Raw genomic sequence first — 20580 nt, forward strand, 5'->3', positions numbered from 1 at the left:
TATGGAAGTGCAGGCTCTATATGATTGCGCCTCAACCTGTGCCGACTTCGAGAGGATCGACACTTGCAGCATGCCACGCCTGCCGCCCCCGCAGTGCGCGAGACACTGGAGCGACTGCTCGCCAGCGAAACGTTCGGACGTTCCGAGCGCGCGCGCAAGTTGCTGCGCTATCTTGTTGAGCGCGAGCAGGCCGGCGACGCCGACAGGCTCAAGGGTTTCTCCATCGCCATGGACGTCTTCGGCAAGGACGGCGATTTCGATTCGTCGACCGACGCCGTTGTCCGGGTGCAGGCAGGCCGGCTGCGCGAACTTCTCCAGCATTATTTCGCCAATGAAGGCATAGCCGAACCGGTTCGCATTGCCATTCCGCGCGGCGGCTACGTGCCGTCCTATGAGCTCAACGCCATACGCCTGCCGGTTGGGCAGGAGCCGCTTGCGGCGGCGGTAGCCGCCTTGCCCGGATCGCCCGACCAGACGGCTCTTGACGCCGTTCCCGCTGGCGCGACGGCCGCGGGGGTTACAGAACCTGGGCCTTCGCTGGCGCGCCATCTCCAGTTCTTCTGGGTCGCCATGACGCTGGTCATCCTCATGCTGGGCGTGCTCATCCTGCGCCAGGGCAGCGGCGCATTGCTTGCCAGCAGCGATCCGACCGCGGCGGTCGAGACCGCGGGCGTAACGAGCAGCATCGCAACGCCGTCGATGGAGGCCCTGCCCCTCGTCTACATCGCCGTGAAGGCCACCGGCCCCGAGGCCGGCCGCGTCGCTGCTTCGCTGCGCGCCGGCCTTGCCGGTTTCGACACCATCGACTTCATCGGCCGCGACGCCGACAGCAAGCGCGATCCGAGCACCGACCCGACCAGCTTCGTTTTCGATGTCCTGCCGGGACCGATGGCAGGTGACGTGACGCTCGAACTGCAGAGCGTGGCGACGGGCCGCGTGCTTTTGTCCCGCAGTCTGACGGCCGCCGACAGCGCACCTGGCACCGTCGAGGATCGTATCGCCGCCATCCTCAGCTCGACCATTCCCGCCTCCGGCCCGCTCTACAGCTACATCGAACAGAACGGCATCCAGACCGGGCTGACGAGCTGCCTGATCCTCAACGACAGATACTATCTCGACCAGAGCACCAGGACGCACGAGGCCGCCTATCGCTGCCTGGACAACCTCGCCGGCCAGGGTGCGAAATCGTCGTTGGTCTATTCGGAACTGGCCTCCCTGACCCTTGAGGCCGCCACCGATCATTACGCCTATCCGCCTGGCGCGACGGTCGAACAGGCAATGTCTTTCGCCCATCGCGCCATCCAGATGGGACCGACCAGCCCCTATGCGCACCGCGCCTATGGCTACCTCAATTCGCGCCTCGGCAACACCGAGGAATCGATCCGCTGGATGCGCAAGGCCTATGAGCTCAACCCCTACGACCTCGGCATGGCTGCCGCTTACGGCTATGGCCTGATCTTTGCCGGCAAATATGCCGAGGGAACACCCATCCTGACCCATGCCGTCGAGACGTTCAGCGGCCATCCGACATGGTGGGATTTTGGGCTCTTCGCCGGGCAATTCATGCTGGGCGACATGAACAAGGCCGCGATAGCCAGCGAGTCGCTGCGCACGACGGCGATGAAATCGCATTATCTGGCGGCGCGGCTGATCGGCGCCAAGGCTGCCGGCCGCGAACAGCTGGCAGCCAAGCTTCTGGATGAGCTGACCACCAAATTCCCGAAATTCGCCGCCGATCCGCGCGCGGCCTTCGCTGAGCGCAAATATCCCGCCGATCTGACCGACCGGCTGGTTGAGGCGCTGCGCGCCGCGGGCCTCGGCAACGCCAGCTAGTCTTTCCGGATCGCGAAAACTTTACTGGCCATCGGTCTGGACTGGGAGCAATCCAGCCTCGATTCGAATTTCCTCTCCAGTCTTGCAATAATCGCACATTTTCATGGTCTCATCCCTCTATGTTGCCGAGCGGGGCGCCGGGCCGAAGACGGTCGTCCTGCTGCATGGCTTCGGTGGTTGCCATGATATCTGGCGCGAGGTGACCGCGTCGCTAGGGCCCGATGTCAGGACCTTGGCCTACGATCTTCCGGGACACGGACTGTCTCTCGAATTTCCTGGCAGCGGCCCGGCCAAAACAGCGGCGCGAGCGGTTCTCGCCGATATCGCCGCACGCGGGATAGCAAGGGTGCATGTCGCCGGTCATTCGCTGGGCGGCGCGGTCGCCTCCCTGATGGCGCTTGCCGAGCCTGAAAGGATAGGCTCGCTGATGCTTCTGGCGCCGGGCGGTGTTGGCCCCGAGATCAACGGACCGCTGTTGCGCCGCTACGCCGCGGCCGCCGACAGACGGGAAATCCGCGCCTGCCTTGCCGCCATGTCGGGACCGCGAAGCCCGCCGCCCGAACGCATCGTTGGCGTCCTGGCGGACCTACGCCGTCGCCCCGGCCAGTTGCGCAAGCTGATTGAGATATCGGCCGTCATGACCAGGAACGAGCGGCAGGGGGTCATACCCCGCGAACAGCTGGACACCCTCGACATGCCGGTGATGGTGGTTTGGGGAACGGACGATCCGGTGCTGCCCTTTACCCAGGCTGATTGTCTGCCGGCGCATTTTCATATTCATCACGTGCTCGATGCCGGCCATATGCTGGTCGAGGAAGTGCCTGATGTGGTCGCCCAGGCCGTGCGCCGAAACATGGCACGCCGCGGCAGGCGCCTGCGTCCGACATTCGAGGCCGCGGCGAGCTAACTTACTTGCGCCCCGCATCTCGCCAGTGCATTTTGCCGCCGCCTGTGTTAACTCGCAATTAACCATATCAGCGAGGCGACGCCGATGAAGGACACTGGCGAAAACATCACCCCCATCGACACCTCCCGCAAACTGTCCGACGCCGTTCGCGATGTGAAAAATGCCTTCGCCGATCGCGACGATGTCGTGGTCGACATGCGCGAGGCGCACCGGATGCGGCTTGATCTGCTCGCGGCCGAGCTCGCCCCGGTCTTTGCCGACGTGCCCGCCGACATGGACAATTTCGACTTCGTCGTCTCCTCCGGCCTGCAGCCCCGCCTGTGGATCGACGCCGTCAGCCATGTCGCCATGGGGCGCGACCGCCGCACCTACCGCTTTCTCAGGGATACCCGCATCGGCCGCGTCGTGCTCGCCGAATCGACCGATATGAAACCGGTCGCCGATCAGGTCACGCGCTATGTGGCGGAGCGTATCGTCGAGCGCCAGCGCATGATGGAGGGCGGTGTCGAGCCGGCCGTCGCCGACCTGAAACGCGCCGCCGTGCCGGAAGCTGAGCCGCCCTTGCAAGCAGCCGTGCCCCGCAAGGGCTGGTCGACGTTCCTTTCCGGTCTCGGCTTGGTCGCCGCCGGCGCGCTTGTTGGCCTGGCGGTGGCGGCCGCGCTGTTTTGGGATCGCCTGATGGCGATGAAGATCAGCTTCTGATCAACGATCTGGAGGCCTCGGTGTCTGCGCGCCGAGTTCAATGACCTGCAGGTCCGATGGCGGCAAGGCCGGCCCGGTCAGGCCGCGCCGCGTCAGGCGAATCAGCCAATTGCCCTTCTCCCCGTCAATATCGAGCAGATTGTACTGTGCCGCCGGGTTCTTGCTGCCTGGCGACTGCCCGGCGGCGGCGACGCCGACGACCGGAATCCTGGCGCCGCGCCCGCCGATGAAGAACAGCGACGGCAGATGCGAATGGCCGTGCAGCACGAGTTCGGCGCCATGCCTATGAACGGTCTTGTGGAAGCGGGAGATGCCGAACAGGCGCTTTTGCTGGGCGACGGCGCCGCGCACCGGCGGATGATGGATCATGATCACCCGCAACAGGCCGCGTTTGTTCGTTGCGTCGAGCACTGTCGCCAGCCTTTGCGCCTGACCTTCGAGGAAGAAGCCGTTGGCCATGAACGGCGCCGTAGCGCGCGCCGTCGAAACGCCGATCAGCGCGACATTGCCGCGTACGCGCAGATAGGGAAAAGCGTTGCGGTCGATCGGCGCAGTCACGCCGTCGCCGCTCATCCACGCCGCCCAGGAGCGGCAGACCTTGTCGAAGGCGCCCGGCACATAGGCGTCGTGGTTGCCCGGCACCACCGAGACATCCTCCGGCGAACCCAGCGTCTCAAGCCAGTGCTTGGCCATCTCGATCTCGCCGTCGAGCGCCAGATTGACCAGATCGCCGGTAACGGTGAGGTGGTCGGGTGTGCTCGCCTTCATGTCGGCGACGATGGTGTCGATGACGGCATCGTGCATATGGCGGCGGCGGTTGCGCTGCCAGTTGACGTAGCCGACGACGCGCTTGGACGCGAGTTCGCGATAGGTTACACCGGGAAGCGGCCCCAGATGGACATCGGAAATATGCGCGAGCCTGAACATCCTTCCTTCATAGGCGACGCGCTCCCCGCTTTCCACTCACTGTTTCCTGCCCATCCACGGTTTCGCTAGTCATGGCTATATCGGACCCGGAGCAGGCGTTTCGCCAGACCGGCTGGGCAGGCCTCAGGGCAAGGCTGTTCCATCTCTATTTCCTGCTGCGGCGGCCGATGACGCTGGGCGTGCGCGGCCTGATCCACGATCGCGCCTCGAACACTGTCTTCCTCATCCGCCACACCTACGTTCCCGGCTGGCAATTGCCGGGCGGGGGCGTCGAAGTCGGCGAGACGCTCGGTGAGGCGCTGGTGCGCGAACTGGCCGAGGAAGGCAACATCGCGCTGACAGCCCAGCCGGTGCTGAAATCGATGCATTTCAACCGCCGCTCCAGCCGCCGCGACCATGTCGGCCTCTATCTCATCGAAACCTTCAACCAGACCGCGCCGAAACTGCCGGACCACGAGATCGCCGAAGCAGGCTTCTTTCCGCTCGACCGCTTGCCGCATGGCACGACGCCGGCGACGCTGCGGCGGCTTGCCGAGGTTTTTGAAGGCGAGCCGGTATCGCCGTACTGGTAGGCTGTCAATCCGATGCTCACGCCGCCTGCCTGAACCGCGCCCGGTCGTGCGGCGCGCCATAGTCGAGCCCAGGCCCGACCGGCACGATGCGCGTCGGGTTGATGCTCTCGTGGCTGCCGTAATAGTGCATTTTGATGTGGTGCAGGTTCACCGTGCCGGCGATACCGGGCACCTGGTAGAGGTCGCGCAGATAGTTCGAAAGGTTCGGATAGTCGGCGATGCGGCGCAGATTGCATTTGAAATGGCCGACATAGACCGGGTCGAAACGCACCAGCGTGGTGAACAGCCGCCAGTCGGCCTCGGTGATACGCTCGCCAGTGAGATAGCGCTGTTTTGACAGTCGGCCCTCCAGCGTGTCGAGCGCCGCGAACAGCTCGCCGAACGCCTCTTCATAGGCCGCTTGCGTGGTGGCAAAGCCGGCGCGGTAGACGCCGTTGTTGACGGCTGGAAAGACCAGCGCATTGACCTTGTCGATCTCGCCGCGCAGGCCTGGCGGATAGAAATCGAGAGCGGCATCGCCCCACTCGTCGAAGGCCGAATTGAGCATGCGGATGATTTCGGCGGATTCGTTGGAGACGATGGTCTCTTCCTTCTTGTCCCACAGCACCGGCACCGAAACCCGGCCCGAATAGGCTGGATCGGCCTTGGTGTAGATCTGATGCAGGAAGTCGAGGCCGTAGAGCGTGTCGCCGGTGGCGCCATCCTCGGCCAAAAACGTCCAGCCCTCAGCACCGAGGAAATGATGCACGACTGAAACCGGGATGATGTCTTCTAGCTTCTTCAGCGCGCGAAAGATCAGCGTGCGGTGCGCCCACGGACAGGCGAGCGAGACATAAAGATGGTAGCGTCCGGGCTCGGCCTTGAAGCCGCGCGTACGACCTTGCGCTGGCGCGCCGTCGCGCGTGATCCAGTCACGCCACTGCGTCTCGGCGCGGATGAACCTGCCGCTGCTATCGACATTGGCCGGACGGTCCTGCCATTTGCCTTCGACCAGCAATCCCATACGAAATCTCCTTGCGTGCCTTGGCCAATCTAGTCGCAAGGCGGCAATGTCGAAGCCGTCATCTGCTGAACAGAGCGTCACTCGTATGAAACGCCGGATGAAAACAGCCGATTGCAGCCGCCGGAAATTGATGCTAGCGGACACTCCGCATGTTCGATCTTGGCTTGATCCGGTTTGACCGACGACGAAAGGGCGCCCGCGCTTAGAAAGCGCTGACTGGCGAACGCTGCCGCTTGCAGCAACCTTTCCTCTTTATCGGACCGCGAAGACCATGAGCCTTGCCGACGTGAAATACCTGCCGGAAACTCCGGCGCATGATCCCGAAATCGAAGCCATCAACGACGAAGCCTTTGGCCCCGGCCGTTTCGTGCTGGCCGCCTACAAGATTCGCGAGACCGGCGGCCACGAGCGCTCGCTATCCTTTGTCGCCATGAATGGCGACATCGTCGTTGCTTCGGTGCGCATGACCCGCATCGCCGCCGGCGCCGGACGCGCGCTGATGCTCGGGCCGCTCGCCGTGCGGCCCGCCTTCAAGAATCTCGGTATCGGCCGCCGGCTCGTGGCCATCGCGCTGGAGGCGGCCGCCAAGGCCGGCGCGCCGGCGGTGATCCTTGTCGGCGACGAGCCTTATTACGGCCCGCTCGGCTTCAGAAAGATCCCCCGCGGCCAGATCTCCATGCCGCGCCCGGTCGACCTCGACCGGCTGCTGTCGCACGAGATCGTGCCCGGTGCCGTGGCGCGGCTCTCCGGCGAGGTCGGCCATGCCAGCCTTGCCAGGATCGCGGAGCAGGCACCAATGATGGCCTGAGCTCCAGGATCGGTCGCGGCACCGGTCGCGATGGATCCCCATTGGTCAGGTTGCATTGGTCAGGTTGCACCATGGCGGCGACCTCCGTAGCATGACCGGAACAGCACGGAGCACGCAGCATGAACCCGAACGGCCAGATTGCGATCATAACCGGCGGCGGCTCCGGCCTCGGCGAGGCAACCGCCCGCGCGCTGGCCGACAAGGGCGCGCGCGTCGCCATTTTCGATGTCGGCATCGACCGGGCATCGAAGGTGGCGGGCGACATTGGCGGCGCCGCCATCCAGTGCGATGTGAGCAGCGCCGACAGCGGTGCGGCCGCGCTCGCCGAGGTGGAAAAGAGACTTGGGCCAGCGCGCATCCTGGTCAATTGCGCGGGCATTGCCATCGGCGTGAAGACGATCGGCAAGGATGGTCCACATCCGCTCGACCAGTACCGCAAGGTGATCGAGATCAATTTGATCGGCACCTTCAACATGATCCGCCTCGTCGCCGACCGTGCCGCCAAACTCGAACCGCTGCAGGGCGGCGAGCGCGGAGTCATCGTCAATACCGCGTCGGTGGCCGCTTATGACGGCCAGATCGGCCAGGCCGCCTATGCCGCATCCAAGGGCGGCGTCGTCGGCATGACGCTGCCGGTTGCCCGCGATCTCGCGCGCTCCGGCATTCGCGTCTGCACCATCGCGCCCGGCATCTTCAAGACGCCGATGATGGCCGGCATGCCGCAGGAGGTGCAGGATTCGCTCGGCGCGGCCGTGCCCTTCCCGTCCCGCCTCGGCGAGCCGTCCGAATATGCCGCGCTCGCCCTGCATATCGTCGAAAACCAGATGCTGAACGGCGAAACCATCCGCCTCGATGGGGCAATCCGCATGGCGCCGAAATAGACGGCCATGGCGGCCGGCGCAGTGAAGACCGGTCCGCTGGCCGGCCTGAAAGTCATCGAGATGGCTGGGCTCGGCCCGGTGCCTCTGGCCGGGCTGGTGTTGTCGGAGATGGGCGCCGAGGTGCTGCGCATCGAGCGCACCGGTTCGGACCAACCCCTGCTGCCGCTCTCCGATGCGTACAATCTCGACCGTCACGGCCGCTCCATCCTGCACGTCGACCTCAAGCAGGCCAAAGGAACGGAACTGCTGCTGCGCCTTGCCGAAAAGGCCGATCTGTTTGTCGAAGGCTTTCGCCCCGGTGTGATGGAGAGGCTTGGTCTCGGCCCGGATGCTGCATTGGCGCGCAATCCGGCGCTGATTTACGGCCGCATAACCGGCTTCGGCCAGGACGGGCCGCTCGCAGGTCGTGCCGGCCACGACATCACCTACCTCGCCTATTCGGGTGTGTTGCATGCCATCGGCCGGGAGGAAGGTCGGCCGGTGCCGCCGCTGAATCTGATCGCCGACAATGGCGGCGGCGCCATGATGCTGATCGCCGGGGTGCTTGCAGCGCTGTTCGAGCGCTCGCGCTCCGGCAAAGGCCAGGTGATCGACGCGGCGATGGTCGAGGGCGCTTCGATGCTGGCGGCCCCCATACACGCCTTCATGTCGGCAGGTCTGTGGAGCGACCGGCGCGGCGCCAACCTGCTCGATTCCGGTGCGCCCTTCTACGACACCTATGAGACGGCGGACGCACGCCACGTTGCGGTCGGCTGCCTTGAGCCGCGCTTCTTCGCCGCATTCGCAAGGCTGCTGCCGCTCGGCGAGGATTTTGTCCGCGGCCAATACGACAAGGCGTTGTGGCCGGACATGCGCGCGGCCATTGCCGACCGGTTCCGGCAGAAGACACGCGACGACTGGGACGCGCTGTTTGCCGCAAGCGATGCCTGCGTGGCGCCGGTTCTGTCGCTGGCCGAAGCCAGGGATCATCCGCACAACCGGGCGCGTCACGCATTTGTGAAGGCCGCTGCGCTCGAGCGCCCCGCGCCCGCGCCACGCTTCTCGGCCTCGCAGCCGGCGCTTGCCGGCATGTCTGAAGATGACGATCAGCTGCCCCAGACTGTGCTGGCGCGCTTCGGCTTTTCGACAGCCGAGATCAAAACGCTTGTCAAAGCCGGCATGATTGGCCAATAACTGGATTTAGAAAATCAACTTACCTGGTGAGCATTTTGGACCAGCCGAAGAAGGACGTCATTCGCGCGACGGACGCCGAGGCGATCAGGCTGGCCGCAACGCTGATCCGCAGCGCCCGTTTCGGCGCCCTCGCGGTGATCGAGCCGTCGACCGGCGCACCGCTGGCCTCCAGGGTCGGAGTCGCCACCGACATCGATGGCACGCCGCTGATCCTTGTCTCGGCGCTGTCAGCCCATACCGGCGCCATGCTTGCCGAGCCGCGCTGCTCGCTGCTTGTCGGCGAACCCGGCAAGGGCGATCCGCTGGCGCATCCCAGGATAACGCTGGTCTGCCGGGCGCAGCCGCTGGAACGCGGGTCGAGCGCGCATGCCCGGGCCGAGCGGCGCTATCTCAACCGCAATCCCAAGGCAAAGCTCTATGCCGAGCTCGGCGATTTCTCGATCTTTCGCCTCGAGCCGGAGCGCGCCAGCCTGAATGGCGGCTTCGGCAAGGCCTACCTGCTCGACCGTGCCGATCTCATCACCGAGGGGTTGATCGTCGACGAGCTGGCCGCCAGCGAACAATCCGCTCTCGACCACATGAATGCCGACCATCTCGACGCCATCGCCGTCTATGCCCATCATTTCGCCAGGGTTGAAGGTGATGGTTGGACCATGACCGGCTTCGATGCCGATGGCATGGACCTGGCATCGGGCGACACCGTTTGCAGGGTCTATTTTCCGCAGCCATTGAAGACCGCGCGCGACCTGCGGCCGGTTCTGGTCGACATGGCCAAAGCCGGTCGTGCGCCAGCTACGCAAGGATAATCGTCATGAATCAAAAGCACGTCTTGAGATTTGGGCGAAATGATCTACGATTCAGGCGACGCTGAATCAGCAGCGTGATCCATAGCTGAATTATAGCAGCCAACGCTATTTGCCCCCATAGCGTTTGGATGAGCAGGAAAACATGGGGCATCGATGGTCTCGACCAAACTAATCGCCAATGCCGAATCGGCGGCGACATTTCTGACCCTTATGGGCAACGAAAAGCGGCTCTTGATCATGAGCTATCTGGCCGACGGTGAAATGTCGGTCGGCGCCATCGCCGAAAAGGTGATGCTCAGCCAGTCCGCTTTGTCGCAACATCTGGCCAAGCTCAGGGCGCTCGATCTTGTCGAGACCCGCCGCGACCGGCAGATGATCTACTATTCCTGCAAGTCCGAAGCGGTGCGCGAACTGTTGCGCATGCTGGACGGCATTTTCGGGATAGGCGACTTGTCCCAGATGGCAACGCGTCTGCGCCGCGCCGGGACTTGACCTGCAGGGCTTGACTGGCGGCTCCGATCGCTCCTTACCTCGCTGACGATTTTTCGCCGGCCGAGGTATTGATGGATCCGATCCAGATCGACGACACGCGCGATCCGCGGGTCGCCGCCTATCTCGACATCCGCGAGCGCGATCTCACCGGTCGCCATGGCCGGTTCGTTGCCGAAGGCAAGGTGGTGCTGGACGTCCTGCTGTCAGCCGGACGCTTTGCTGCGGAGTCGGTCCTGGTCCTCGAAAACCGGCTGGCCGGGCTCGACGACATCCTGCGCAAGGCCCCTGCCGACCTGCCGGTCTACGTTGCGGCAAGCGCCGTCATGGACAGGATCGCCGGCTTCCACATGCATCGCGGTATATTGGCGATCGGCAGCAAGGGCACGCCACAGCCCGCCGAGGCCTTGCTCGACACCTTGCCTGCCGAAGCGTTGATCGTCGTTCTCATCGGCATCGCCAACCATGACAATATCGGATCGATCTTCCGCAATGCCGCCGCCTTCGGCGCCGATGCCGTCTTCGTCGACGCCACCTGTTGCGACCCACTGTATCGCAAGGCGATCCGCGTCTCCGTCGGCGCCGCGTTGAAGGTGCCCTTTGCGTCCTTCGGCGACACTGAAGCTTTCATCGCGAAGCTCGGCGAGTTGGGCTTCGGCCAGGTCGCTTTGTCGCCGCGTGGTGAGGCTGACATTCGTGATGCCGCGCGACCGAAACGACTGGCGCTCTATCTCGGCACCGAAGGCGAGGGCCTCCCGGAGAGCCTGCTTGCCCGCCTGCGGACGGTGCGGATCGCGATGTCGGAAGGGTTCGACAGCCTCAATGTTGCTGCCGCGTCAGCCATTGCGCTGCACCATTTTTCGCCCTGATAGGCGTAGTCAGGCAATTCCAAGCCGGGGCTTGAAACTCAGCTCGGCAAATCTGCCTTCTGCAACGCCCGCACGCGATCGGCGAGGCTGGTGGTTCCCGACCGCGTTTCCTGCGGCGCCGCCAGCGCCTTGGCGATCGGTGAATCAGGTCCTTCGAGCTTGGCCGTCAAATGGACGACCTCAGCCGCCAGATTGTTCATCTGTTCGCGCAAGGCAGAACCGGTATCATTGCCATTGCCGGGGCCATTCCCGGGCTTCGCGGATCCAGAACCGCCAAGCTCCGCCTTCATCCGCTTGTTTTCGCGGGCCAGCGTCGTCAGCCTGGCTTCGAGCCGCTCTCGGTCGCCTCCGAGCTTGGCGAGCGTCTTGTCGATGTCCTCGTTCCTGGCGCGGGCACTGTCTTGCGCACCAACTAGGCCAGCAGCCGCGGCGCCTCCCGCAGCCTCGCCCTTCACCCGTTCGCGAAGCCGGGCCAGTTCCTTTTCGCGGCGATCGAGCTTGTCCTCGCGATCGGCAAGCGTGGCGAGCAGACGCTCGAGCTTTCTGTCGAGGTCGGCGGTTCTTTTCTTTTCGGCCTTCAAGGCATCGCGCGTAGCCTTGGCCTCGGCGACGACTTCCTGATGGCGCCTGTCGGCCTCCTTGCGCTGGCCGCGCAGCACTGAAATGTCGTTGGCAAGTTTTTCCAGCTCGGATTCGCGAGCCACCAGGTCGATCTGACGATTGCTGGAGGAGAAGGACGCGTCGTCGTACATATGCTCGAGCTTTTCCAGCTCGAGCGCGCGCTTTTCCATCATGCGCTCTGTTTGTGCAAGCCTGTCCGACAGCTGTTGTATCTGCTGCTCGCGATGCAGCAGCAATTCGTTTTTTTCCCCGAGCTCCGAAAGCGCCTGCTTCTTGTCCTTGCGCTCGACCGCCAGGCCCTTCAGCGCCTCGCGGCCGCGATTGATTTCGACGAGTTGCTCATTCGCCTGCTCACGCAGCGTCTTGATGCTGATTTCGAGCCGGCGCGTCGTCATGGCGAACTCGGCCCGCAAGCTGTCCTTGTCGGCCTGGATCTCGGCCAGCGTTCGCGGCACCGACGCCTCGACACGCTTGCGTGTCAGCACAACCGCCCGCCGCCAGATGGCCGGCGCGACCAGCAGCGCCAGAAAGCCTGCGCACAGGAAGCCGAGGGCGAAGAACAGGATCGACTGAACCAAGGTGACTACCCGTTACGGGCGGGCCGCTATCCGGCAACCGCCACTCTGGACTTTGCCATGTTCGCATGACGCAAATCCAGCGCTGCGGCAAGGGTTTGCCGCAGCTGCACCGGGTCAGAATCTGTTGATCGGGTCGAAGTGTGGTCGGAATCGCTCAGAAAGGATTCCAGGTCGGCCTCTGCGTCAGCTTCAGATAGCCGAGATTGACGCCAAGCCGCGCGCCGACGCCGGTGCGGATCGGCACCAGCAGCACCCTGTTGTTCTGCAGCACGTTGAAGCCGACGCCGGCCACGACATAGGCCGAACCGGCAACGCCGCCGAACCGATTGTAGAGATTGCTGACGTCGTCGAGGTTATAGACGAGCATCATCACCCGCGATCCCTCGCCGCCGAAATCCCAACCGAGCGAAGGCCCTTGCCAGAACACCTTATGGTCGCCGGCATTCTTGGTGTAGAGCGTACCTTCGCCATAGGTCAGGCCCCCGATCAGCGCGCCGGATCCCTCTTCGCCGAGCAGATAGCCATTGGGCAGGCCGTAGGAGGCAAAAATCTTCTCGACGACGGTTGCGAGACCGCCCGACGTCGCGCCGAAGAACTTGTGACCGGAATCGACGATCTCCTGAGCGGTGTATTCCTGTGCCCGCGACGCAGAGGTTGAGAAAGCGAGAGCGCCCATGAGGGCAATCGCCATGAAGAAGACGCGGACAAACGTCCGGTCGTAGAATCGGGAAACCATGCTTCCAATCTCCGTCAGGGAGCACTTTCGCCGACGCCTCGCACCCCGTCCGGCTCTTTAGGCGGCCGTTAAGGATGACTGTTACGGGCAAACTATGCCGTAATCCTTTTTCAACCATTAACCTCCCACATGAACATGGCGGTTCGAAGGCTGTTTCTGACTGTCTGCACGGGCTCCCATCCTGTGCAAAGATGCCGTTTTTCTCACAAGAATTGTGGATTGTTGCTGCACGCTCGGGCGCTGTGTATTCAGAATGCCTGGGGGGAGAGAGCGTGATTCGGGTGGTGAGCGTGGCTGTCGGCCGCGCGGCCACCAGGATGTGAATTTTAGCAGGGATTTTTCGCCGATGGCTGAGCTTTTCTCTCTCTCCGCACCCGATCTCGCAGCCTTGTTGTGCAGCCGAGTCTGCCACGACATCATTTCGCCGGTCGGCGCCATCAACAACGGCCTTGAACTCCTGGACGAGGGCGGCGCCGACGAAGACGCCATGAAACTGATCCGGCAGAGCGCCAGAAACGCTTCGGCCCGCCTGCAATTCGCCCGCATCGCCTTCGGTGCCGCCGGTTCGGCGGGCATGATGATCGACACCGGCGATGCCGAGTCCGTCGCCATCGCCTTCCTGAAGAACGAGAAGCCGGAATTGATCTGGAACGGGGTTCGCGCCCTGCTGCCCAAGAACAAGGTCAAGCTGCTGCTCAATTTGCTGCTCGTCGCCAATGCTGCCATCCCGCGCGGTGGCAGATTGGTGGTCACGCTGGAAAACCTCGACACCGAGCCGCGCTTTGCGCTTGCCGCAAGCGGCCCGATGCTGCGCGTGCCGCCGAAATTCCTCGAGCTCCATTCCGGTAACAAGCCCGAGGAGCCTATCGACGCCCATACCGTCCAGCCCTACTACACGCTGCTGCTGGCGCGTGAGGCCAACATGACGATCTCGATTCACGCGACCGCCGAAGAGATCGTGCTGTCCGCGGCTTGAGCGAAGCCGTTCGGCAGGACGCCGAGCATTCAAGAACAATCAAGTATCTTTTCCCGCTGATATTTGCGGAAATTCAGAACAGGCAAGTTTCAGCGCCGGCAACGCCCCTGCCGAATGGGGCTGCAAACGACATGTTTGTAAAAACTTTACCTAACGGCTTTTCTGCTTCTTTACCAGATCGGCCTAGTGTGCATCCCCATACCCGGATGCCGCCGGTTCGCCCCATGGCAAAGAGGACCCGGAAATGAAGCGCTGCATGTTTGTCGACGATTCGAGCGTCATCAGAAAGGTTGCAAAACGGATTCTTGGCGGCTCCGACATGGTGGTGATCGAAGCGGCAACTGGACTTGATGCTGTTGAGATGTGCGCTGCCGAGATGCCTGATGTGATTGTCGTCGACGGCGCCCTGCCGGACATGCAAGCGGTCGACGTCATTCGCCAGGTTCGCGCCATGGAGAGCACGATCAAACCGCAGATTCTGATCTCGCTGGTCGAGGTCGATGTTGCCTCGATCATGAAGGCAAAGCGCGCCGGCGCCCAGGGTTATCTGTTGAAGCCGTTCAACCGGCCGCAACTGCTCGAACGCTTTCGTACCTTGAAGGTTGCCGCCTGACTCGGCACGTCCTCGGCCAAGAAGGACAGCAAAAAACCCGGCCTGAGCCGGGTTTTTTACATTGGTTCAATCGGATGGTGTTCGCTCAGGCGCTGACGCGGATGTCTTCCGGCTCGCGCAGCACATAGCCGCGGCCCCAGACCGTCTCGATGTAGTTCTGGCCACCGGATGCTGCGTCGAGCTTCTTGCGCAGCTTGCAAATGAAGACGTCGATGATCTTCAGTTCCGGCTCGTCCATGCCGCCATAAAGGTGGTTGAGGAACATTTCCTTGGTCAGCGTGGTGCCCTTGCGCAGCGAGAGCAACTCCAGCATCTGGTATTCCTTGCCGGTCAGATGCACGCGCTGGCCGCCGACTTCGACGGTCTTGGCGTCGAGATTGACCACCAGGTCGCCGGTGGTGATGACCGACTGGGCATGGCCCTTGGAACGGCGCACGATGGCATGAATGCGGGCGACCAGCTCGTCCTTGTGGAACGGCTTGGTCATATAGTCGTCGGCGCCGAAGCCCAGGCCGCGCACCTTGTCCTCTATGCCGGCCATGCCGGACAGGATCAGGATCGGCGTCTTCACCTTGGACAGGCGAAGTGTCCGCAAGACTTCGTAGCCGGACATATCGGGAAGGTTGAGGTCGAGAAGAATGATATCGTAATCATAAAGTTTACCGAGATCGACACCTTCTTCGCCGAGGTCGGTCGTGTAAACATTAAAACTTTCAGATTTGAGCATCAGCTCGATGCTCTGAGCGGTTGCACTGTCGTCTTCTATCAGCAGAACGCGCATTTCATTCCCCTTTTCTGCCGCCGGACCATGTCACGACCCATCCGGGACCGGAGCAGTGATTGCCTGAACAGAGGCTGCCATCGAATGGTTAACAAAACCTAATTCCGCACCAAGGACGGTACCAGATTTTTTAACCCCTTTCTACACCCTCTTGAATCTAATGATGAATCACAGAACCAAATCGCTAATGCAACACATTAGTAAGTCGGATTAAGTGACTCAAGGGACTCGCTGGCCGGCTTCCGTATCGGGAGCCGGAATTTTTACCCGGCCTTAAGTCCTCGCCCTTATGATTAACAATGCGCGTAAACGAATGGTTACCGCCGGCAAAAAACTTTAGGGATTTGTTTCCCATAGTTCGGGGAATGCCGGTGGATACGGGCGGCGCCAGGCCCTGGCGGGCGGATTGGACGATATGTGCAGGTGTGCGTTTCCGGGAGTACCGAATCATGAAGTCACGTGAAAACCTCGTTCGGCTGAAGCAATTTCAGGTGAATGAGAAGCGGCGGCAGCTGCTGCAGCTCGACATGATGATCGCCGAGTTCGAGCGCATGGCCGTTGAACTGGAGCTTCAGATCACCGCCGAGGAGAAGAAGGCCGGCATCACCGACATCAATCATTTTGCCTATCCGACCTTCGCCAAGGCGGCGCGTCTGCGCCGTGATAACCTCAGAAACTCTCAAAGCGACCTCGCCCAGCAGCGAAGCGCTGCCGAATCGTTACTCGGCGAAGCTGAAGCGGAGCTTTCCAAGGCCGAGATGCTGGAATCGCGCGACACCAAGATCCGCGACGCGGAACTCGGCGGTCGCAGCGCCATGATCGGCTGACGGCAGGGTTTTAACCCGACCGGCGCCGCCTGACGCCGCGCTTTGCTTTGCGTGTAGCGCGCCAAAAGGCTCCGGCGCTGCTGACCTGGCCGCAAGGCGGCCGCAGCTTCAGGCCCGTGTCAAATCCCCGTCCTGGTTCGCCGCCGCCCTCGCCCGCGCTTGCTTGATATCAGGCACATGCTCTTCCGACCAGGAGCGTATCTGGGTGAGCAGCCCCGCCAGGTTCTGGCCAAGTTCGGTCAATTCATATTCGACCCGCGGCGGGATCACCGGAAAGATTTCGCGCCGCACCAGTCCGTCGCGCTCGAGGACGCGCAGCGTCTGCGTCAGCATTTTAGGCGTGATGCCTTCGAGCTTGCGCGCCAGTTCCCCATTGCGCATCCGGCCACGGCGCAGCGCACAAACCGTCAGATAGACCCATTTGCTGGCCAGCATCTCGAGCACGGCGTGCGAAGGACACGTCCGCTGGAAGGCGTCATAGCCGGAGCCGCAATCATTATCACTATCCATGAGGTGCCTATATATGGAAAAGGTACATACTGGACAAGGGAATATTACTATCCAAATGATAGTGGCACAGAAACCCCAGCAGGAGCCTCCCATGCGTGCCGTTGTCCAGAATTCAGTCGGCGGACCCGACGTCCTCGTCATCGCCGATCGCCCCGCGCCCTCGCCCAAGTCAGGCGAAGTGCTCGTGCGCGTGCATGCTGCCGGCATCAATCCGGTCGATGGCTCGGTGCGCGCCGGTTACTATCCTTTGCTGGGCGAACCGCCCTTCACTTTGGGCTGGGATATTTCAGGCACGGTCGAGGCGGTGGGCCCAGGCGTCGATGGAGGCCTCAAGGTCGGTGACGCCGTGTTCGGCATGCCGCATTTTCCCAAGCAGGCCGCAGCCTATGCGGAACTCGCTGTCACCCCGGCTGATGAAATCGCACCGAAGCCGCAAGGCATCGATCACTTTCATGCAGGCGCGCTGCCGCTGGCCGGCCTGACCGCCTGGCAAGGCCTTGTCCGCCATGGCGGCCTGAAGCGCGGCCAGCGCGTGCTGATCCATGCCGCGGCCGGCGGCGTCGGGCATCTGGCGGTGCAGATCGCCAAGGCGCACGGCGCTTATGTCATCGCCACCGCCAGCCCGAAGAAACTCGATTTCGTCCGCTCGCTCGGCGCCGATGAAGTGGTCGACTACACCAAGCGAGATTTCACCGCCGAGGTCAGCGACGTCGACCTGGTGCTGGAGCCGATGGGCGGCGACCATGCCGACCAATCGCTGACAGTCCTGAACGACGGTGGCGCCCTGGTGTCGCTGCTCAATGTCCACGACACCACCCGAGCCAAGGCTGCTGCGCGTGGGATCCGCGTCGAGCGCATGTCCGTCGTGCCCGACCGTGAAGGCCTCGTCGAACTTGGCAAACTGGTCGATGCGGGAAAGCTTGCGGTCCATGTGGCAAAGGCGTTTCCGCTCGAACAGGCGGGCGCCGCGCACGCTTTTCTCGCCACTAGGCCGATCGGCAAGGTGGTGCTGACGGTCTGAAGCAGGCATTACCGACAGGCAAAAGGGCGCGGTTACCGCGCCCTTTTCTGTTGTGGTCCTAGCTCTAGTGCCGGTATTGCTGGATGCGCGTCGTGCGCAGCCCGGCAAGGCCGTATTCGTCGATCGACGCTTGCCAGGACAGGAATTCCTCGGTGGTCAGCTTGTAGCGCTGGCATGCCTCGTCGAGGCTCAAAAGCCCGCCGCGCACCGCAGCAACCACTTCCGCCTTGCGCCGGATAACCCAGCGACGTGTATTCGTCGGCGGAAGATCGGCAATCGTAAGAGGGCTGCCGTCAGGCCCAATAACATATTTGACTCGCGGTCTAACAAGATCGGTCATCGTACTCTCTACTAAAAACTCAAAGACCCAATCCCCACCACATTACCGCCACAGCTTTAAAAATTGCCTAAGCGAACCCTAATGAGTAGGTAAGGATCATGAACGCCGCGTTAGTCTTTTTATCGGCATTTGAGGCAACGGCGGGCAGGCGCGCAATTTTCCCGCAAAATCGGCACCGCCGCAAAGCTAGCGCCGCTGGTGTGGTTGACCTATATTCGCGCCACGGCCATTGAAGCGCCGCGCAGAACGAAAGAACCATGAACAGCCTCGACCTTCCCGCCAGCCCGCAAAACACCCGCATCGTCGTCGCCATGTCGGGCGGTGTGGATTCGTCTGTCGTTGCCGGCCTTTTGAAGCGCGAAGGCTATGATGTCGTCGGCGTCACGCTGCAGCTCTACGACCATGGCGCCGCAACGCACCGGGCCGGGTCGTGCTGCGCCGGCCAGGACATTGACGATGCCCGCCGCGTTTCCGAGACACTGGGCATTCCGCATTACGTGCTCGACTATGAGGAGCGCTTCCGTAAGGCGGTCATCGACCCGTTTGCCGAAAGCTACGTCGCCGGCGAAACGCCCATTCCGTGCGTCTCTTGCAATCAGACGGTGAAGTTCGCCGACCTTTTGGCCACCGCCAAGGACCTTGGCGCCGATGCGCTCGCCACCGGCCACTATATCCGCTCCGGGGCCAATGGCGCCCACCGCGCGCTATTCCGGCCCGTCGATGCCGACCGCGACCAGAGCTATTTCCTGTTTGCCACCACGCAGGCGCAGATCGACTATCTGCGCTTTCCGCTGGGTGGGCTGTCCAAGCCTGCGGTGCGGGCCATCGCCGAAGAAATGCGGCTGACCGTTGCCGCCAAGCAGGACAGTCAGGACATCTGCTTCGTGCCCCAGGGCAAATATTCCGACATCATCGCCAAGCTGAAGCCAGCTGCCGCCAACCCAGGCGACATCGTCCATATCGACGGCCGCGTGCTCGGTCGCCATGACGGCATCCTGCGCTATACGATCGGCCAGCGCCGCGGCATCGGCATCGCCTCGGGCGAGCCGCTTTACGTCGTCCATCTCGACGCCGACCGGGCCCGTGTCATCGTCGGCCCGCGCGAGGCGCTGGAGACCCACAAGATCTATCTGCGCAACATGAACTGGCTGGGCGATCGCGCGCTGTCCGACATTCCGGCCGCCGGCATGGAGCTGTTCGCCAAGGTCCGCTCGACGCGGCCGCCGCGCCCGGCCGTGCTGCATCACCGCGCCGGCAGCACCTTTGTCGAACTGGTCGACGGCGAGTCCGGCATCGCGCCCGGACAGGCCTGCGTGCTCTATTCCGACGACGGCAACGAAGCCCGCGTCTTCGGCGGCGGCTTCATCGAGCGCTCCGAGCGCGGCGCCGAGGCCGAAGCCATGCTCAGCCGGCTCGCAGCCAGGCCGGCGCAGATTCCCGCAGAGTAAACACTACCCTCTCGGAGACAGTTTTAGTTTCGATCTGCCTTAAAAGCAGAGTTTCGAAACGGTCTCAGGACTTTGTGTGCGTGACTGTACCCGCCGTCAGGATGCGCAGCACCCTGATGGCTTCCTCGCCGCTGGTGCGCGGCTCGGCCCGCGTCTCGATACACTGGATAAAGTGCTTGAGCTCGCGCGTCAGCGGCATCCCCTGGCCGACCGCGACATAGGACGGCTCGTTGGTGGTGAAGGCCCACTGGCCGCTGTCCTGCCACACCGCGTGGCGGTAGACGGCCAGCTTGCGCTCCCAGGGCTCGACATCGTCGAACACCGCCATTGCCTTGGTGCCGACCACGGTCAGCCGCCGCTCGCGATAGGGATTGAGCCGCGAGGTGAAGAGATGGCTGCGCAGCCCGTTGGGAAAACGCATGTGCAGATGCGCGAAATCGCTGAGATTGTCGAGGAGTGCCGCCCCCTCGCCCCTGACGTCGATCGGCTCGGTGCCGGTGATGGCCAGGATCATCGACAGATCGTGCGGCGCCAGATCCCACAGTGCGTCGTTCTCGGTGTGGAATTTGCCGAGGCCGAGCCGGTGCGAGTGGATGTAGCGGACCTCGCCGAGCTCGCCATTGTCGATCAGCGCCTTCAGCGTCTCGAAGGCGGGATGGAAGCGCAAGACATGGCCGACCATGAACACGCGGCCATTGTCCCTGGCCGCCTGCACGGCGCGCTCGGCGTCGGGCACGGTCAACGCAATCGGCTTTTCCACCAGCACGTCCTTGCCGGCCTCAGCGGCGCGCACGGCAAGATCGGCATGGAACTGCGGCGGCAGCGCCATGACGATGGCGTCGATATCATCACGCACGAACAGCTGGTCGGGCTCGATCGCCAGGCAGTCCTGCTCGCTGGCAAAGCCTTCGGCCCGCGCCCGATTGGCATCGGAAACCGCATGCAGCGCGCCGAGCGCCTTGAGGGTGCGGATGTGGTTGCTGCCCCAGTATCCGCAACCGAGGACTGCAATGCGCGGCTTCATCAGCTTCAAACTCTAATTTCTTGGCCGAGACATAGCGGCGTGCCCCGTCGAACTCAACCCCGGTGGCTTACCGGAGATGCCAGCCCGGCAAAGCTTTTACCGGCGACAATATGCCGGCGCCCCTCGCGCATCGAT

23 protein-coding genes are annotated in these 20580 nt (G+C 63.0%); 15 read left to right on the plus strand and 8 right to left on the minus strand.

Annotation, left to right across the window (positions count from 1 at the left end; translation table 11 throughout):
• Positions 1–63 precede the first annotated feature (63 nt).
• From NKJ80_RS11610 to NKJ80_RS11620, 3 genes are all read left to right on the plus strand, one after another.
• Positions 64–1833 (plus strand): tetratricopeptide repeat protein, encoded by a 1770-nt coding sequence (locus NKJ80_RS11610; RefSeq protein WP_352497594.1) that lies wholly within the window; start codon positions 64–66, stop codon positions 1831–1833.
• 103 nt (positions 1834–1936) lie between these two features.
• Positions 1937–2740 carry an alpha/beta fold hydrolase gene (locus tag NKJ80_RS11615; RefSeq protein ID WP_352497595.1) on the plus strand — a complete coding sequence of 268 codons (804 nt, stop codon included), beginning with the start codon at positions 1937–1939 and terminating at the stop codon, positions 2738–2740.
• Positions 2741–2824: 84 nt separating this feature from the next.
• Positions 2825–3442: a hypothetical protein gene (locus tag NKJ80_RS11620; RefSeq protein WP_023683637.1), complete on the plus strand. Its 618-nt coding sequence runs from the start codon at positions 2825–2827 to the stop codon at positions 3440–3442.
• On the opposite strand, the gene NKJ80_RS11625 is transcribed toward NKJ80_RS11620, so the two are convergent.
• Positions 3443–4369, minus strand: a complete 927-nt coding sequence (locus NKJ80_RS11625) for a metallophosphoesterase family protein (RefSeq protein WP_023683636.1) — start codon at positions 4367–4369, stop codon at positions 3443–3445. It lies immediately after the preceding gene.
• Between the two features lie 71 nt (positions 4370–4440).
• Here NKJ80_RS11625 and NKJ80_RS11630 point away from each other — a divergent pair, with 71 nt between their 5' ends.
• On the plus strand, positions 4441–4941 hold the full coding sequence (locus NKJ80_RS11630) for an NUDIX domain-containing protein (RefSeq protein WP_031195394.1): 501 nt from the start codon (positions 4441–4443) through the stop codon (positions 4939–4941).
• A gap of 16 nt (positions 4942–4957) precedes the next feature.
• Here NKJ80_RS11630 and NKJ80_RS11635 read toward each other — a convergent pair whose 3' ends face one another.
• The gene (locus tag NKJ80_RS11635) at positions 4958–5944 is read right to left on the minus strand and encodes a glutathione S-transferase family protein (RefSeq protein ID WP_352459824.1); all 987 of its coding nucleotides are present in this window, start codon (positions 5942–5944) and stop codon (positions 4958–4960) included.
• Positions 5945–6215: 271 nt separating this feature from the next.
• On the opposite strand from NKJ80_RS11635, the gene NKJ80_RS11640 reads away from it, so the two are divergent.
• The 6 genes from NKJ80_RS11640 to NKJ80_RS11665 all read left to right on the plus strand — a co-directional run bounded on the left by NKJ80_RS11640 (position 6216) and on the right by NKJ80_RS11665 (position 10970).
• Positions 6216–6752 carry a GNAT family N-acetyltransferase gene (locus NKJ80_RS11640; RefSeq protein WP_352459823.1) on the plus strand — a complete coding sequence of 179 codons (537 nt, stop codon included), beginning with the start codon at positions 6216–6218 and terminating at the stop codon, positions 6750–6752.
• A gap of 119 nt (positions 6753–6871) precedes the next feature.
• Positions 6872–7633, plus strand: coding sequence for a 3-hydroxyacyl-CoA dehydrogenase (locus NKJ80_RS11645; RefSeq protein WP_027049868.1), 762 nt, complete (start codon positions 6872–6874; stop codon positions 7631–7633).
• A gap of 6 nt (positions 7634–7639) precedes the next feature.
• Positions 7640–8806 (plus strand): CaiB/BaiF CoA transferase family protein, encoded by a 1167-nt coding sequence (locus tag NKJ80_RS11650; protein ID WP_352497596.1) that lies wholly within the window; start codon positions 7640–7642, stop codon positions 8804–8806.
• 35 nt (positions 8807–8841) lie between these two features.
• Positions 8842–9612, plus strand: coding sequence for a HugZ family pyridoxamine 5'-phosphate oxidase (locus NKJ80_RS11655; RefSeq protein ID WP_352443535.1), 771 nt, complete (start codon positions 8842–8844; stop codon positions 9610–9612).
• A 153-nt stretch (positions 9613–9765) separates the two neighbouring features.
• Positions 9766–10104, plus strand: a complete 339-nt coding sequence (locus NKJ80_RS11660; protein WP_023669951.1) for an ArsR/SmtB family transcription factor — start codon at positions 9766–9768, stop codon at positions 10102–10104.
• A 71-nt stretch (positions 10105–10175) separates the two neighbouring features.
• A complete protein-coding gene (locus tag NKJ80_RS11665) occupies positions 10176–10970 on the plus strand; it encodes a TrmH family RNA methyltransferase (protein ID WP_352497597.1) in 795 nt (264 codons plus the stop codon).
• A 38-nt stretch (positions 10971–11008) separates the two neighbouring features.
• Here NKJ80_RS11665 and NKJ80_RS11670 read toward each other — a convergent pair whose 3' ends face one another.
• Together NKJ80_RS11670 and NKJ80_RS11675 are read right to left on the minus strand one after the other, a co-directional pair.
• The gene (locus tag NKJ80_RS11670; RefSeq protein WP_352497598.1) at positions 11009–12169 is read right to left on the minus strand and encodes a coiled-coil domain-containing protein; all 1161 of its coding nucleotides are present in this window, start codon (positions 12167–12169) and stop codon (positions 11009–11011) included.
• A 154-nt stretch (positions 12170–12323) separates the two neighbouring features.
• Positions 12324–12860, minus strand: a complete 537-nt coding sequence (locus NKJ80_RS11675; RefSeq protein WP_245259859.1) for a DUF1134 domain-containing protein — start codon at positions 12858–12860, stop codon at positions 12324–12326.
• Positions 12861–13251: 391 nt separating this feature from the next.
• Between NKJ80_RS11675 and chpT the strand changes: the two genes are divergently transcribed.
• A complete protein-coding gene (chpT, locus tag NKJ80_RS11680) occupies positions 13252–13881 on the plus strand; it encodes a histidine phosphotransferase ChpT (RefSeq protein WP_023669947.1) in 630 nt (209 codons plus the stop codon).
• A 244-nt stretch (positions 13882–14125) separates the two neighbouring features.
• Entirely contained in the window at positions 14126–14494 is a 369-nt protein-coding gene (locus NKJ80_RS11685) for a response regulator transcription factor (RefSeq protein WP_023669946.1), read from the plus strand.
• Between the two features lie 85 nt (positions 14495–14579).
• Here NKJ80_RS11685 and ctrA read toward each other — a convergent pair whose 3' ends face one another.
• Positions 14580–15275 carry a response regulator transcription factor CtrA gene (ctrA, locus tag NKJ80_RS11690; protein WP_006203583.1) on the minus strand — a complete coding sequence of 232 codons (696 nt, stop codon included), beginning with the start codon at positions 15273–15275 and terminating at the stop codon, positions 14580–14582.
• 449 nt (positions 15276–15724) lie between these two features.
• Here ctrA and NKJ80_RS11695 point away from each other — a divergent pair, with 449 nt between their 5' ends.
• Positions 15725–16102, plus strand: coding sequence for a flagellar export protein FliJ (locus NKJ80_RS11695; RefSeq protein ID WP_023669945.1), 378 nt, complete (start codon positions 15725–15727; stop codon positions 16100–16102).
• A gap of 108 nt (positions 16103–16210) precedes the next feature.
• Here NKJ80_RS11695 and NKJ80_RS11700 read toward each other — a convergent pair whose 3' ends face one another.
• A complete protein-coding gene (locus NKJ80_RS11700) occupies positions 16211–16612 on the minus strand; it encodes a winged helix-turn-helix transcriptional regulator (protein ID WP_023669944.1) in 402 nt (133 codons plus the stop codon).
• Between the two features lie 91 nt (positions 16613–16703).
• On the opposite strand from NKJ80_RS11700, the gene NKJ80_RS11705 reads away from it, so the two are divergent.
• Positions 16704–17633 (plus strand): NADP-dependent oxidoreductase, encoded by a 930-nt coding sequence (locus tag NKJ80_RS11705; protein ID WP_352497599.1) that lies wholly within the window; start codon positions 16704–16706, stop codon positions 17631–17633.
• Between the two features lie 64 nt (positions 17634–17697).
• On the opposite strand, the gene sciP is transcribed toward NKJ80_RS11705, so the two are convergent.
• Positions 17698–17973: a CtrA inhibitor SciP gene (gene sciP / locus NKJ80_RS11710; protein WP_013529904.1), complete on the minus strand. Its 276-nt coding sequence runs from the start codon at positions 17971–17973 to the stop codon at positions 17698–17700.
• Positions 17974–18230: 257 nt separating this feature from the next.
• Here sciP and mnmA point away from each other — a divergent pair, with 257 nt between their 5' ends.
• Positions 18231–19421 carry a tRNA 2-thiouridine(34) synthase MnmA gene (mnmA, locus tag NKJ80_RS11715; RefSeq protein ID WP_023669942.1) on the plus strand — a complete coding sequence of 397 codons (1191 nt, stop codon included), beginning with the start codon at positions 18231–18233 and terminating at the stop codon, positions 19419–19421.
• A 64-nt stretch (positions 19422–19485) separates the two neighbouring features.
• Here the strand turns inward: mnmA and NKJ80_RS11720 are convergent, their stop codons facing one another.
• Positions 19486–20445, minus strand: coding sequence for a Gfo/Idh/MocA family protein (locus NKJ80_RS11720; protein ID WP_352497623.1), 960 nt, complete (start codon positions 20443–20445; stop codon positions 19486–19488).
• Between the last annotated feature and the right edge of the window lie 135 nt (positions 20446–20580).

Source organism: Mesorhizobium sp. M0030, from assembly GCF_040323695.1.
Taxonomy (GTDB): domain Bacteria; phylum Pseudomonadota; class Alphaproteobacteria; order Rhizobiales; family Rhizobiaceae; genus Mesorhizobium.

Excerpts from the sequence above, each read along its gene's own strand:
- NKJ80_RS11615 (WP_352497595.1), top strand. The coding sequence starts at position 1,937 with ATGGTCTCATCCCTCTATGTTGCCGAGCGGGGCGCCGGGCCGAAGACG.
- NKJ80_RS11620 (WP_023683637.1), top strand. The coding sequence starts at position 2,825 with ATGAAGGACACTGGCGAAAACATCACCCCCATCGACACCTCCCGCAAA.
- NKJ80_RS11625 (WP_023683636.1), bottom strand. The coding sequence starts at position 4,369 with ATGTTCAGGCTCGCGCATATTTCCGATGTCCATCTGGGGCCGCTTCCC.
- NKJ80_RS11630 (WP_031195394.1), top strand. The coding sequence starts at position 4,441 with ATGGCTATATCGGACCCGGAGCAGGCGTTTCGCCAGACCGGCTGGGCA.
- NKJ80_RS11635 (WP_352459824.1), bottom strand. The coding sequence starts at position 5,944 with ATGGGATTGCTGGTCGAAGGCAAATGGCAGGACCGTCCGGCCAATGTC.
- NKJ80_RS11640 (WP_352459823.1), top strand. The coding sequence starts at position 6,216 with ATGAGCCTTGCCGACGTGAAATACCTGCCGGAAACTCCGGCGCATGAT.
- NKJ80_RS11645 (WP_027049868.1), top strand. The coding sequence starts at position 6,872 with ATGAACCCGAACGGCCAGATTGCGATCATAACCGGCGGCGGCTCCGGC.
- NKJ80_RS11650 (WP_352497596.1), top strand. The coding sequence starts at position 7,640 with ATGGCGGCCGGCGCAGTGAAGACCGGTCCGCTGGCCGGCCTGAAAGTC.
- NKJ80_RS11660 (WP_023669951.1), top strand. The coding sequence starts at position 9,766 with ATGGTCTCGACCAAACTAATCGCCAATGCCGAATCGGCGGCGACATTT.
- NKJ80_RS11665 (WP_352497597.1), top strand. The coding sequence starts at position 10,176 with ATGGATCCGATCCAGATCGACGACACGCGCGATCCGCGGGTCGCCGCC.
- NKJ80_RS11675 (WP_245259859.1), bottom strand. The coding sequence starts at position 12,860 with ATGGCGATTGCCCTCATGGGCGCTCTCGCTTTCTCAACCTCTGCGTCG.
- chpT (WP_023669947.1), top strand. The coding sequence starts at position 13,252 with ATGGCTGAGCTTTTCTCTCTCTCCGCACCCGATCTCGCAGCCTTGTTG.
- NKJ80_RS11685 (WP_023669946.1), top strand. The coding sequence starts at position 14,126 with ATGAAGCGCTGCATGTTTGTCGACGATTCGAGCGTCATCAGAAAGGTT.
- ctrA (WP_006203583.1), bottom strand. The coding sequence starts at position 15,275 with ATGCGCGTTCTGCTGATAGAAGACGACAGTGCAACCGCTCAGAGCATC.
- NKJ80_RS11695 (WP_023669945.1), top strand. The coding sequence starts at position 15,725 with ATGAAGTCACGTGAAAACCTCGTTCGGCTGAAGCAATTTCAGGTGAAT.
- NKJ80_RS11700 (WP_023669944.1), bottom strand. The coding sequence starts at position 16,612 with ATGGATAGTGATAATGATTGCGGCTCCGGCTATGACGCCTTCCAGCGG.
- NKJ80_RS11705 (WP_352497599.1), top strand. The coding sequence starts at position 16,704 with ATGCGTGCCGTTGTCCAGAATTCAGTCGGCGGACCCGACGTCCTCGTC.
- sciP (WP_013529904.1), bottom strand. The coding sequence starts at position 17,973 with ATGACCGATCTTGTTAGACCGCGAGTCAAATATGTTATTGGGCCTGAC.
- mnmA (WP_023669942.1), top strand. The coding sequence starts at position 18,231 with ATGAACAGCCTCGACCTTCCCGCCAGCCCGCAAAACACCCGCATCGTC.
- NKJ80_RS11720 (WP_352497623.1), bottom strand. The coding sequence starts at position 20,445 with ATGAAGCCGCGCATTGCAGTCCTCGGTTGCGGATACTGGGGCAGCAAC.